Origin of the sequence: Klebsiella michiganensis, from assembly GCF_015139575.1 — a bacterium.
GTDB classification, from domain to species: Bacteria; Pseudomonadota; Gammaproteobacteria; order Enterobacterales; family Enterobacteriaceae; genus Klebsiella; species Klebsiella michiganensis.
Window position 1 is genome coordinate 4,195,212 of sequence record NZ_AP022547.1, and the last position, 12,051, is coordinate 4,207,262.

At 60.2% G+C, this 12,051-nt stretch carries 13 protein-coding genes; 3 read left to right on the forward strand and 10 right to left on the reverse strand.

From position 1 onward, the window contains the following. Positions 1-19: 19 nt before the first annotated feature. The 8 genes from nei to JLG71_RS19825 form a co-directional block, all read right to left on the reverse strand. Positions 20-811, reverse strand: a complete 792-nt coding sequence (gene nei / locus JLG71_RS19790) for an endonuclease VIII (RefSeq protein WP_049082379.1) — start codon at positions 809-811, stop codon at positions 20-22. Between the two features lie 15 nt (positions 812-826). Beyond that, complete coding sequence (pcp, locus tag JLG71_RS19795; RefSeq protein ID WP_116280181.1) at positions 827-1,471, reverse strand: pyroglutamyl-peptidase I; 645 nt, start codon at positions 1,469-1,471, stop codon at positions 827-829. Between the two features lie 9 nt (positions 1,472-1,480). Then, entirely contained in the window at positions 1,481-2,476 is a 996-nt protein-coding gene (locus JLG71_RS19800; RefSeq protein ID WP_116280180.1) for a DUF979 domain-containing protein, read from the reverse strand. Continuing rightward, entirely contained in the window at positions 2,473-3,198 is a 726-nt protein-coding gene (locus tag JLG71_RS19805) for a DUF969 domain-containing protein (RefSeq protein WP_004130515.1), read from the reverse strand. Before JLG71_RS19805 ends, JLG71_RS19800 begins: the two co-directional genes overlap by 4 nt. Before the next feature lie 62 nt (positions 3,199-3,260). Further along, on the reverse strand, positions 3,261-4,007 hold the full coding sequence (gene pxpA, locus JLG71_RS19810) for a 5-oxoprolinase subunit PxpA (RefSeq protein ID WP_004848906.1): 747 nt from the start codon (positions 4,005-4,007) through the stop codon (positions 3,261-3,263). Then, entirely contained in the window at positions 3,997-4,929 is a 933-nt protein-coding gene (gene pxpC, locus JLG71_RS19815) for a 5-oxoprolinase subunit PxpC (RefSeq protein WP_009651642.1), read from the reverse strand. The genes pxpA and pxpC overlap by 11 nt, the downstream gene beginning before the upstream one ends. Beyond that, on the reverse strand, positions 4,923-5,579 hold the full coding sequence (gene pxpB, locus JLG71_RS19820) for a 5-oxoprolinase subunit PxpB (protein ID WP_004848901.1): 657 nt from the start codon (positions 5,577-5,579) through the stop codon (positions 4,923-4,925). Before pxpB ends, pxpC begins: the two co-directional genes overlap by 7 nt. A gap of 15 nt (positions 5,580-5,594) precedes the next feature. Continuing rightward, positions 5,595-6,338, reverse strand: a complete 744-nt coding sequence (locus JLG71_RS19825) for a type 2 GTP cyclohydrolase I (protein WP_014228436.1) — start codon at positions 6,336-6,338, stop codon at positions 5,595-5,597. A 270-nt stretch (positions 6,339-6,608) separates the two neighbouring features. On the opposite strand from JLG71_RS19825, the gene dtpD reads away from it, so the two are divergent. After that, positions 6,609-8,090 carry a dipeptide permease DtpD gene (gene dtpD / locus JLG71_RS19830; RefSeq protein WP_148851324.1) on the forward strand — a complete coding sequence of 494 codons (1,482 nt, stop codon included), beginning with the start codon at positions 6,609-6,611 and terminating at the stop codon, positions 8,088-8,090. On the opposite strand, the gene phrB is transcribed toward dtpD, so the two are convergent. Both phrB and JLG71_RS19840 read right to left on the reverse strand, forming a co-directional pair. Next, positions 8,053-9,501 carry a deoxyribodipyrimidine photo-lyase gene (phrB, locus tag JLG71_RS19835; protein ID WP_109240886.1) on the reverse strand — a complete coding sequence of 483 codons (1,449 nt, stop codon included), beginning with the start codon at positions 9,499-9,501 and terminating at the stop codon, positions 8,053-8,055. The genes dtpD and phrB overlap by 38 nt on opposite strands. A gap of 244 nt (positions 9,502-9,745) precedes the next feature. After that, a complete protein-coding gene (locus JLG71_RS19840) occupies positions 9,746-9,952 on the reverse strand; it encodes a DUF2517 family protein (RefSeq protein ID WP_004848892.1) in 207 nt (68 codons plus the stop codon). Between the two features lie 309 nt (positions 9,953-10,261). Here JLG71_RS19840 and kdpF point away from each other — a divergent pair, with 309 nt between their 5' ends. Beyond that, the gene (gene kdpF / locus JLG71_RS19845; RefSeq protein ID WP_009651669.1) at positions 10,262-10,351 is read left to right on the forward strand and encodes a K(+)-transporting ATPase subunit F; all 90 of its coding nucleotides are present in this window, start codon (positions 10,262-10,264) and stop codon (positions 10,349-10,351) included. After that, complete coding sequence (gene kdpA / locus JLG71_RS19850; protein WP_014837834.1) at positions 10,351-12,030, forward strand: potassium-transporting ATPase subunit KdpA; 1,680 nt, start codon at positions 10,351-10,353, stop codon at positions 12,028-12,030. Before kdpF ends, kdpA begins: the two co-directional genes overlap by 1 nt. The last annotated feature ends 21 nt before the right edge of the window (positions 12,031-12,051 follow it).

Here is a 12,051-nt window from a genome sequence, read left to right on the forward strand (position 1 = left end):
CGCCTGAAGGCGCGTTTTTTTATTGCTGACATCCCGGGCACCAGTAAAACGGCCGCGACGATAGCATCGTTCTCTCGATTATTCCGCCGCAGCGCTCGCAGGCCTCCCCTTCGCGATGAAAAACCTTAAAGCGAAACAGCGCGCCGTGGTGCTTATTCTCGTCCACCAGACCGCGGGTGTTGTAGGACAAGCGCGGGATCTCCAGCAGCGCATGCGCCAGCGCATCGAGCTGTTTTTCATCCAGTTCAGAGGCTTTATGCCGCCCGGTCAGCCCCACCTGCCAGAGGATCTCCACGCGCAGATAGTTGCCTAGTCCGGCAAGAAAAGCCTGATCCAGCAGCAGACCGGAGAACTGGCGGTTGCGGAATTTCGCCGACAGCAGCCGCGCTTTGACCTGTTCAACGCTAAGGCGCATATCGAGCACATCCGGCCCGACCCGCAGCAAAAACGGATGGCGGACGAGCTGCTCGGGCGTCAGCATCTCAATATCAGAGGCGCTGTAGAGCAAAATCGCCCTGCGCGCGGTCTGCAGCCGAACGCGCAGAACGCGCGTCGTTTCAGGCTGCTCCCCCGCGTCCACCACTCGCCAGACGCCGTACAGCTGATTGTGGCTATACAGCGTTAGCCCGCCGGAGAAGTGGGTCAGCAGCGCCTTACCGCGAGTTTCAATGTGCGTCACTCGCTGGCCGACCAGCTGAGATTGGTAATGTTGTAACTGCGGGAAGGCGAACCACGCCCCGGTCAGGGGTTCGCCTTTAATCGCCGCTTCCAGGCTATCCGCCGCGCGGCGAATTTCCGGACCTTCCGGCATAATCTTGTCCTTGTGTTAATGCGTTGCCCCACCGCCGACTTTCACATCGCCATCCTGCTGCAGGGCAACGGCGATGGCCGTTTCCAGCGCGGCCTGCACCGTCTCTACCGCCATACTGGCTTCGCCGGGGTGAGCCGCGGCCTGCTCCGGCAAATACGGAATATGGATAAACCCGCCCTTCGCGCCGCTGCGATGACGCAGGCTGTGCAGCAGGCCGTACATCACGTGATTACAGACAAACGTCCCCGCCGTCTGCGACACCGACGCCGGGATCCCCCGGCTGCGCAGGGCGGTTACGATCGCTTTGATCGGCAGCGTGCTGAAGTACGCCGCCGGCCCGCCGGCAGCGATCGGTACGTCGATCGGCTGCAGGCCTTTATTGTCCGGGATCCGCGCATCATCGACGTTGATCGCCACCCGTTCAACGGTGATGTCGACGCGACCGCCCGCCTGGCCAATCGCCAGGGTCAGGACGGGATCCAGCTCATCCAGCGCGGCGTTCAGCGCCGTCAGGGCGTCGCCAAAGACGCACGGCAGCTGCCGCGCCGCTACCGGCTGTCCGCCGATAATAGCGCCATCCAGCCGCTTTACCACTTCCCACGAAGGGTTAACCGATTCGCCGCCGAACGGCTCAAAACCGGTAATTAACACGCCAGCCATGATCCCTCCTTACAGGAACATCAGGAAATAGAGCAAAAATACGTTCACGATAAGCAGCATAATGCCGGTCGGCACCTGGGCTTTGATGACCGCGTTTTTATCCGGCAGCTCCAGCAGCGCGGCAGGCACGATATTGAAGTTCGCCGCCATGGGCGTCATCAGGGTACCGCAGTAGCCGGAGAACATGCCAATGGCCGCCATCACCGCCGGGTTCCCCCCGTGCTGCAGCACCAGAATCGGGATCCCGACCCCCGCCGTCACGATAGGAAACGCGGCGAAAGCGTTGCCCATCACCATCGTCAGCAGCGCCATTCCCAGGGTATAGACGGCAACGGCGATAAACCGGCTGTCTACCGCCAGGTAGTGCTGCGTCAGCAGGGAGATGCTGTTGCCAACGCCGGCGGCGGTAAACAGCAGCCCGAGCACCGCGAGGATCTGCGGCAAAATAAACGCCCAGCCCACCGAATCCAGCAGGCGGCGGGCTTCCTGTAACGGCTGCGCGGCCGTTTCATGGGTCATGCGGATAGCCATCACCAGACCGAGCAGCGTGCCCGCGGTCATCGAAAACAGCGTGATCAGCGTGGCGTGATTGCCCGGGCCAAAGATAGCGACCTGCAGCGAGGGGAGATTATTAAACAGCAGCACGCCGATCACCGTCACCACCGGGATCGCCAGCGCCGGGAAAAACAGCCGGTTGCCAAGACGCGCGGCGCTGGCGGTACGTTCTTCCTGCGAGCGCTGATGATAGCGACCGAGGCGCACGCCGCCAAAACCGGCGATCAGCGCCAGCACCACCACCACCACGCCAACACCGATATTAACGGCCCGCTTGTCGCCGACCAGCTCATAGGTCCAGTCGCCAAACAGAAACACCAGGCCATACAGCCCCCAGAACAGGCCGGTTGTCAGCCTGCGCGGGTTGGCCTTATCGCGCCATGACATCACCGCCACCACCAGCAGAACCGCGCCCGCCAGCCAGTACAGCCAGGTTTGCTGAAAATTCATGCGGCACCGCCTTTCGCCTGCCCGGCGTTAACCTTGTCCAGCTCGCGCTGGAGATGGCGGTCGAGGCGCCACAGGCGGGCGGAGTGGATCAGGAAGGCGCAGACCGCCGTTGGGATCCCCCACAGGGCGATATGCAGCGGCTCGGTCTGAATGCCGCCCGACTCCAGCATAAAGTTATGCATAAAGATAATCGCCCCGAAGGCGACGAAAATATCTTCCCCGAAGAACAGGCCCACGTTGTCGGTCGCCGCCGACATCGCGCGCAGACGATAGCGCACCTCGCCGGGCAAGGCGCCGAAGTTTTTCTCCGCCGCCCCTTCCGCCATCGGCGCCAGCAGCGGGCGCACCATCTGCGGATGACCACCCAGGCTGGTGAGGCCCATCGCCGCGGTCACTTCACGAACGAACAGATAGACGATAAGCAGACGACCGGCGGTGGCGCTGCGGATCTTCGCGATCCACGTCTGCGCGCGCTCTTTCAGACCGTGCCGCTCCAGCAGGCCAATCACCGCCAGCGGCAGCAGCAGAATAAACGGCAGGTTGCGGGTATTAAGAAATCCTTCTCCCAGCTTTTCCAGAATGGTCGCGATCGGCATATGCGCCGTCAGACCCGTGATGATCCCGGACACAATAACCACCAGTACCGGGTTAAAACGCAGAACAAATCCGACCACGATCGCAGCGATGCCGATCAGTGGCCAGAGAGATAATGACTCTCCCATAGTTACATCCTGTATGTTGTTGTGAATTGTTGTCTAATGTTAATTGCTTGATAATATTGTTTTTATTCTTCTACTTCCGCACTGACCTGTATATTGCGCCCGGCAAACGCCGCGCGCAAGCGGCGCGCAAAATCCAGCGCGTGCTCGCCGTCGCCGTGCAGGCAGACGGTTTCCGCCACCACGTGCGCCCATTCGCCGGTGATGCTCCGCACCCGGCTGTGCTGCACCATTTCCAGGGTTTGCGCCAGCGACTGCTCTTCGCTCTCGATCAGCGCGCCGGGCTGGGTGCGCGGCACCAGGCTGCCGTCCGCCAGATAGCCGCGGTCGGCGAAGACCTCCTGGCGGGTGGTCAGCTGATAACGCTGCCCGGCGCGAATCAGCTCGCTGCCCGCCAGGCCTACCAGCACCAGACCCGCGTCAACGTCATATACCGCTTTGGCGATAGCGTCAGCAAGCTGCGGATCTTTTGCCGCCTGGTTATAGAGCATGCCGTGCGGCTTGACGTGCTGCAGCTCGCCGCCCTGCGCGCGCACTAGCGCCGCCAGCGCGCCGACCTGATACAGCGTTTGCGCATAAACCGTTTCCGGCGGCAGCTGCATCGCCGTACGGCCAAAATTTTCCCGGTCAGGAAAGCTGGGATGCGCGCCCACCGCGACGCCATATTTCAGCGCTTCGCGGACGCACTGCAGCATCATCACCGCATCGCCCGCATGGAAACCGCAGGCGATATTGGCGGAAGAGACCAGCTGCAGCAGCGCGCTATCGTTGGCGCAGCCTTCGCCCAGGTCGGCGTTTAAATCAATCTTCATCGTTCAGTCTCCATGCCAGCTGTTCAAAATAACGTTGTCTGTCGGCACGCGCCTTCAGCGCCTCCTCCAGGGAGCAGGGAACAAAGTGGATCGGCTGTCCCAGCGGGATCTGCGCCAGCTGGTACATATCGGCCTCGATAATGGTCGCGATGCGCGGATAGCCGCCGGTGGTCTGCGCGTCGTTCATCAGTACGATGGGCTGGCCATTATGCGGAACCTGTACCACGCCGGGCAGCAGGCCGTGCGAAAGCATCTCGCGGTCGGTCGTCCGCTTCAACGGTTGCCCCTGCAGGCGATAGCCCATACGATTGCTCTGCGGGCTAAGCTGCCACGGCGAGCGCCAGAACGTGTCCTGCGACACGCTATCAAACTCCTGGTACTCGGGCCCGGGCAGCGCGCGGATGCGGTTGCCGATGGGGAGCTGCTTCACGCCGCGCGGCCCGCGGAACTGCTTATCCGATTTCCCCAGCTTCAGCCGGTCTCCGTCCTGCAAACGTCGACCTTCCAGACCGCCAATCCCCACTTTCAGATCGGTGCTGCGCGAACCCAGCACCTTCGGCACCGCAATCCCCCCCGCCACCGCCAGGTAGCTGCGCACGCCGTGCTGCGGGTTCTTGAGCACCAGATGCTGCCCGGCCTTGACCGCCGTTCGCCAGCCCACCCATACCGGCTCGCCATCGAGCTTCGCCTCGCAGGCGGCGCCGGTCAGCGCAAACCAGCCGCTGCGTTCAAACTGAATATCCACCTGACCCAGCGTTATCTCCAGCGCCGCGGCGTTAGCGCCGTTACCCACCAGCAGATTAGCGGTGACCAGCGCCGGCTTATCCATAGCGCCACAGCGGCTGATGCCCAGCTGACGCAGCCCTTCACGCCCGCCGTCCTGCACCGAGGTATACATTCCGGCGCGGATAATTTTTAACATACGCCCTCCTTTTGCGGCACGAAACGCACTCTGTCGCCGGAACGCAGCAGCACCGGCTCCTTGCGCTTCGGATCAAACAGCGCCAGCGGCGTACGCCCCAGCAGCTGCCACCCTCCGGGCGTCGCCAGCGGATAGATCCCGGTTTGCGCTCCGCCAATACCGACGGACCCGGCGGGCACCAGCAGGCGCGGCTCCGCCCGTCGCGGCATCGCCAGCTGCTCCGGCAGGCCGCCGAAGTACGGGAACCCCGGCTGGAAGCCGAGGAACCACACCACGTACTCCACCGACGAATGCAGCTCAACCACCTGCTTTTCGCTCAGGCCGCTGTGGCGGGCAATTTCTCCCAGATCCGGTCCGTATTCGCCGCCATAAACTACCGGGACCGAGACCTCCCGCGATTCCGGTTCGAGCGTATCGCACTCCTCCCACCAGAGCTGCAGGCGCTCAATCGCGTCCCACGCCGTCTGCTGCGGGTTGCGCAATATCACGGTAATGTTGTTCATGCCCGGGATCGCTTCCACCACCTCGGTATGGCCTACCAGCCGCTGGGCTAACCGCCAGATCCGCTTCTGGCTTTCCAGCGTCACCGGAGGCTCAAGCTCCAGTACGACTGCCGTTTCACCTAATAAATAACAACGCGCTCGCTGCACTTTTGCCTCCGTTCATCAGGCCGGGTTCGGGATATCAATAAACGTGACGTCCAGTTCGGTATTTTCCGTCAGCCATTCGCTTAACGCGCGAATGCCGCCGCGCTCGGTGGCATGGTGCCCGGCGGCGTAGAAATGCAGCCCCTGCTCGCGCGCCGAGTGTATGGTTTGCTCTGAAACTTCACCGGTAATAAACGCATCGACGCCAAAGCGGGCCGCGCTGTCGATAAAGCTTTGCCCACCGCCGGTGCACCAGGCCACGCGGGCGACTTTATCCGGCCCGGTGTCGCCGCACCACAGCGGTTTGCGACCCAGCCGTGCTTCAATCCATGAAGCCAGCTCCAGGCCCGATACCGCCATCGACAGTTCGCCCCACGGTACCAGCGGTTCAATCTCCCCCATCACATTGATGCCGAGCAGCGACGCCAGCTGAGCGTTATTGCCCAGTTCCGGGTGAGCGTCTAGCGGCAGGTGCCAGCCATAGAGGTTAATGTCGTTAGCCAGCAGCGTTTTGAGGCGATTGCGCTTCATGCCGCGAATGACCGGCGATTCGCCTTTCCAGAAGTAGCCGTGATGGACGATCACCGCATCGGCCTCCAGGCGGACGGCTTCATCCAGCAGCGCCTGGCTGGCGGTCACGCCGGTGACGACTTTTTGTATCGTTTCGCGCCCTTCCACCTGGAGCCCGTTGGGGGCGTAATCACTGATGGCCGCGCTATTGAGTTTTTCATTAATCAGTTGTTCCAGTTCACTATTTTTCATTGCCGTTCCACCAGGTCATCGTTCTATGCAGAGGAATAACATAACGGTATCCGTCCGGTCAGTCGATAGTTCTGCCGCTTCGCCGTCCATTTTGACTTTTCGCGAAATCCCGCAATTTGTCTACTCCCTCGTTCGCGCATTCGTGTATATTTATGCACTATTACAGCATATTAAATAACCAGAAAGCCCATAAGGCCATGAATATCGCTAGTTAATGGCTATTCATGCAGAAAGATCGACTTTCTTTTTTACGGCAGGACAAGGCATTACATGAACACACAATCCTCACAGCCGCGGGCGATTTATTACGTCGTCGCGCTGCAAATCTGGGAATATTTCAGTTTTTACGGCATGCGCGCGCTGCTGATTCTTTATCTCACCAACCAGCTCAAGTATGACGATAATCATGCTTATGCGCTGTTCAGCGCCTACTGTTCTTTAGTCTACGTCACGCCGATTCTCGGCGGCTTCCTGGCCGATAAGCTGCTGGGCAACCGCATGGCGGTGATGCTCGGCGCGTTGCTGATGGCCATCGGCCATCTGGTGCTCGGCGCCAGCGAAATCGCCCCTACCTTCCTCTATCTGTCGCTGGCGATTATTGTCTGCGGCTACGGGCTGTTTAAATCCAACGTCAGCTGCCTGCTCGGCGAGCTGTATGAACCCACCGACCCGCGCCGCGACGGCGGTTTTTCGCTGATGTACGCGGCGGGTAACGTCGGGTCTATCATTGCGCCAATCGCCTGCGGCTACGTGCAGGAGGAGTACAGCTGGGCGATGGGCTTCGCGCTGGCGGCCGTCGGCATGATCGCCGGGCTGGTGATTTTCCTCAGCGGCAATCACCATTTCCGCCACACCCGGGGCGTCAATCGCGAAGCGCTGCGGGCGCGGAGTTTCGTCTTACCAAACTGGGGCTGGCTGCTGGTGCTGCTGATCGCCGCGCCGCTGCTGATCACCGTGCTGTTCTGGCAGGAGTGGTCGGTTTACGCGCTGATTGTGGCGACGGTTATCGGCCTGGCGGTACTGACGCGGATCTACCTGCGGGCGGAGACCGCCGGGCAGCGTAAAGAGCTGCGTCTGATTATGGTGCTCACCTGCTTCAGCCTGCTGTTCTGGGCCTTTGCGCAGCAGGGCGGCAGCTCCATCAGCCTCTATATCGACCGTTTTGTTAATCGTCATTTTATGGGCTATGAGATACCGACCGCGATGTTCCAGTCGGTGAACGCCTTTGCGGTGATGCTCTGTGGGGTGGTGCTGGCGTGGCTAGTGAAGGAGAATATTAACGGCAACCGTACCGTGCGCATCTGGGGCAAATTCGCGCTGGGCCTCGGCCTGATGAGCGCCGGTTTCTGTATCCTGACCCTCAGCGCACGCTGGTCGGCGGCTTACGGACAATCTTCGATGCCGATGATGGTGCTGGGCCTGGCGGTGATGGGCTTCGCCGAGCTGTTTATCGACCCGGTGGCGATGTCGCAGATTACCCGTATTGAGATCCCCGGCGTGACCGGGGTGCTGACCGGTATTTATATGCTGCTCTCCGGCGCTATCGCTAACTATCTGGCAGGCGTGATTGCCGATCAAACCTCGCAGGGGTCGTTCGACGCCGCCGGGGCCGTCAACTACTCGATCAACGCCTACATTGAGGTGTTCAGCCAGATAACCTGGGGCGCGCTGGCCTGCGTCGGCCTGGTGCTGGCTATCTGGCTGTATCACGCCGTTAAGATCCGGACTCGTCGCCTGGCGATGGAGTCTTAAGCTCTCTGGCGGCTTCCCAGGCCGCCAGCGTCGCCAGCCGCGCCTGCTTGTGGTCAACAATCGGGCGCGGATAATCCAGCGTTACGCCCTGTTTCTCCGCCCACAGCCACGGTTGATGCACCGCTTTTTCAGGTACCCCGGCCAGCTCCGGCAGCCATTGACGAATAAACTGCCCCGCTTTGTCGAAGCGCTCTCCCTGGGTCGTCGGGTTAAAAATACGAAAATAGGGCGCGGCATCGGTACCCGTTGAAGCCGCCCACTGCCAGCCGCCGTTATTCGCCGCCAGATCGCCATCAATAAGCTGTTCGATAAAGTAGCGCTCGCCCAGCCGCCAGTCGATGCGCAGGTCTTTCACCAGGAAACTGGCGACAATCATCCGCAGGCGGTTATGCATCCAGCCGGTCGCATTGAGCTGACGCATCGCGGCGTCGACAATCGGGAAGCCGGTTTGCCCGCGCTGCCAGGCCTGAAGCGCGGATTTATCGTCCAGCCACGCCACGTTATCGGTCCAGTCGATAAAAGGCCGCCCCTTACACAAGTTTGGGTAGTAAACCATCAGGTGACGATAAAACTCGCGCCAGATAAGCTCGTTGAGCCATACCGATCCGGCTTCGCCATCCAGCGCCCGCGGCTGCTCAACCCGCAAACGGTGCAGGCACTGGCGCGGTGAGAGCGCGCCCACCGCCAGGCACGGCGACAGTCGGCTGGTCCCCTCGATGGCGGGAAGATCGCGCTGCTGCTCATAGTCGGCGGCCTTTTGCTGGCAGAAGCCGCGAAGCCGGGCGATGGCGCTTTTTTCATCCGCGGCGAACAGCTCGCTATCAAATGGCGTCTGCGGATAATCTATTTTCACTTCAGACGCTGCAGCGATGGGCCCGCCCGCACGGACTTTCGGCGCGGCGACGCACTCCGGCAGCGCTTCCTGCAAACGGCGAATAAAGGCATTTTTAAACGGCGTAAAGACCTTATACATTTCACGACTGCCGGTCAGTACGCTGCCCGGCGGCAGCAGAACGCTGTCATCAAAGCCCTGACAGGTCACCTCCGCTAAGGTTTTCTCCACCGCCGTATCGCGCTGGCGTTCATTGATTTCGTACTGGTAGTTGTAAAACAGATGGGTCACCTGCCGCTGCCGGCAAATGCTGGCGAGCAGCGCCACGCTGGCGGTGAAATCTTCGGCATGTTCAATCTGCAGCGGGATCCCCTTTTCGGCCAGCGCCGCTTGCAGGCTGTGAAGGTGGCTGACCATAAACGCCGCCTGGCGCGGCGCCATACCGTGCTGGCGCCATTGCCCTGGCGTGGCGATAAATAATCCCAGCACCTCGGCATGGGGATCGCGGCAGGCGGCGGCGAGCGCAAGGTTATCGTGGATGCGCAAATCCGCGCGAAACCAGACCAGATGGGTGGCCATAGCATTCCTTTCATCATGAAAATTGATAAGTTCGACTTATATTTAACCCTCCCGCAGGCTTAACCTTCGGGGAGTGAATAAGTGTAAGCCACTCATGGCAAAAAAAAACCGCCGGGTAAACCGGCGGCATGATGATAAGGCAATCTGTTGGCACGCTGTGCCGGGGAAAACAGGGTAAATAAGCCAGGATATCAATCCATTAGCCCGTTTCCGCAGCGCGCGCCCGCTGAGCCATAAACCGTTATTAATAAAAATCTGCGGAGACTTTTTCAGCCTGCGCCAGCCATACCGGCTGTTCGCTGGTTTTCGCCCACACGCGGTGCAGCCAGCTGTAAAAACGGGCGCGATCTTTCCAGAACAGCATTACCGGCAGCGCCAGCACGCCAGCCGCCACGGCGAAAGCGCGACGCGCAAAGATGATATGAGCAGGATAAGTTTTGTACAACGCCATAATTTCTCTCCCCTTTGTCAGGCCGGCAAGCAAAGCCGGTAAAGTTAATCTGTTTCTCTGCTTAAAATAGTACCGCTTTGGCTGTAATTTTACTACTCATCCGACCACTAAAAAGCACGTATTTAGCCTTTATTTACATTCACCCGGTAACTTAGTTACAAAAAAGTTAAATTAATACTAACCATTAGTTAAATTGTGGTCTTGGCGATTTTTATATTTTTTTTACACCCCCGCCGCTGATTTTTGCGAAATCTTTGCGCCCGACTGCCTATTCTCCTCGTATATCAAAAAGACACCCGGAGGTGGATTGTGAGTGCAGGCGTAATCGCTGGCGTAGCGCTGGTGTTCCTGTTGCTGGTTTATCTGGTTTATGCCCTGATACACGCGGAGGCATTCTGATGGCCGCTCAAGGATTTTTACTCATTGCGAGCTTTATTCTGCTGCTGATGATCCTGGCTCGTCCGCTGGGCACGGCGCTGGCGACGATGATCAATGATGCCCCGCTACCGGGCCTGGCCGGTATCGAACGCGGTTTATGGCGGGCGGCGGGCATTCGTTCGCAGGAGATGAACTGGTATCAATATTTATTCGCTATTCTGCTGTTTAACGCGCTGGGTCTGCTGGTCCTGTTCACGCTGCTGATGTTCCAGGGCTCGCTGCCGCTCAATCCGCAGCACCTGCCCGGCCTGTCGTGGGACCTGGCGCTGAATACGGCGGTGAGCTTTGTCAGCAACACCAACTGGCAGGCCTATGCCGGTGAAACCACCATGAGTAGCCTTAGCCAGATGGCCGGGCTGGCGGTGCAAAACTTCCTCTCCGCCGCCACCGGCATCGCGGTGATCTTTGCCCTTACCCGCGCTTACGCCCGGCAGAAAGTCAGCACCCTGGGCAACGCCTGGGTCGATCTGACCCGCATCACCCTTTGGCTGCTGCTGCCCATTTCGCTGCTCATCGCGCTGTTCTTTATTCAGCAGGGCGTGCCGCAGAGTTTTTCCCCGAATCAGGGCTTTACCTCGCTTGAAGGGGTGCGCCAGATGCTGCCGATGGGGCCGGTGGCTTCACAGGAAGCGATCAAAATGCTGGGTACTAACGGCGGCGGCTTCTTTAACGCCAACTCAGCGCATCCGTTTGAAAACCCGACCGCGCTGACCAACCTGGTGCAGATGCTGGCGATCTTTCTCATCCCGGCGGCGCTGTGCTTCGCTTTCGGCGAGGTGGTGGGCGATCGCCGTCAGGGACGGGCCATTCTATGGGCGATGACGCTCATCTTCATCGTCTGCGTGGCGGTGGTGATGTGGGCGGAAACCCGCGGTAACCCGCATCTGCTGAGCCTTGGCGCCGACAGCAGTATCAATATGGAAGGCAAAGAGAGCCGGTTCGGTATTCTCGCCAGCAGCCTGTTTGCCGTGGTCACCACCGCCGCGTCCTGCGGGGCGGTCAACGCCATGCACGACTCCTTTACCGCGCTGGGCGGAATGGTCCCCATGTGGCTGATGCAGATAGGCGAAGTGGTCTTCGGCGGCGTCGGCTCGGGTCTGTATGGCATGCTGCTGTTCGTGATGCTGGCGGTATTTATCGCCGGGCTGATGATTGGCCGCACCCCGGAGTACCTCGGGAAGAAAATTGACGTCCGCGAAATGAAAATGATTGCGCTGGCGATCCTCGTGACCCCGACGCTGGTGCTCCTCGGCACGGCGCTGGCGATGATGACCGAAGCCGGTCGCGCGGGCATGTTCAACCCCGGGCCGCACGGCTTCAGCGAAGTGCTGTACGCCGTCACCTCGGCGGCCAACAACAACGGCAGCGCCTTTGGCGGCCTCAGCGCGGCGACGCCGTTCTGGAACCTGCTGCTGGCGTTCTGCATGCTGGTTGGCCGCTTCGCGGTCATTATCCCGGTGATGGCGATTGCCGGTTCGCTGGTAACGAAGAAAATTCAGCCCGCCGGCAGCGGCACGCTAGCCACCCATGACGCGCTGTTTATCGGCCTGCTGATCGGCACCGTGCTGTTGGTTGGCGCCCTGACCTTTATTCCCGCGCTGGCGCTCGGCCCGCTGGCGGAACACTTTTCCTTACTTTAAGCGATTGCGGAGCAACCTGTT

Bases quoted from the DNA above. Each gene is read 5' to 3' on its own strand.
- nei (WP_049082379.1), bottom strand. From the start codon at position 811: ATGCCGGAAGGTCCGGAAATTCGCCGCGCGGCGGATAGCCTGGAAGCG.
- pcp (WP_116280181.1), bottom strand. From the start codon at position 1,471: ATGGCTGGCGTGTTAATTACCGGTTTTGAGCCGTTCGGCGGCGAATCG.
- JLG71_RS19800 (WP_116280180.1), bottom strand. From the start codon at position 2,476: ATGAATTTTCAGCAAACCTGGCTGTACTGGCTGGCGGGCGCGGTTCTG.
- JLG71_RS19805 (WP_004130515.1), bottom strand. From the start codon at position 3,198: ATGGGAGAGTCATTATCTCTCTGGCCACTGATCGGCATCGCTGCGATC.
- pxpA (WP_004848906.1), bottom strand. From the start codon at position 4,007: ATGAAGATTGATTTAAACGCCGACCTGGGCGAAGGCTGCGCCAACGAT.
- pxpC (WP_009651642.1), bottom strand. From the start codon at position 4,929: ATGTTAAAAATTATCCGCGCCGGAATGTATACCTCGGTGCAGGACGGC.
- JLG71_RS19825 (WP_014228436.1), bottom strand. From the start codon at position 6,338: ATGAAAAATAGTGAACTGGAACAACTGATTAATGAAAAACTCAATAGC.
- dtpD (WP_148851324.1), top strand. From the start codon at position 6,609: ATGAACACACAATCCTCACAGCCGCGGGCGATTTATTACGTCGTCGCG.
- phrB (WP_109240886.1), bottom strand. From the start codon at position 9,501: ATGGCCACCCATCTGGTCTGGTTTCGCGCGGATTTGCGCATCCACGAT.
- JLG71_RS19840 (WP_004848892.1), bottom strand. From the start codon at position 9,952: ATGGCGTTGTACAAAACTTATCCTGCTCATATCATCTTTGCGCGTCGC.
- kdpA (WP_014837834.1), top strand. From the start codon at position 10,351: ATGGCCGCTCAAGGATTTTTACTCATTGCGAGCTTTATTCTGCTGCTG.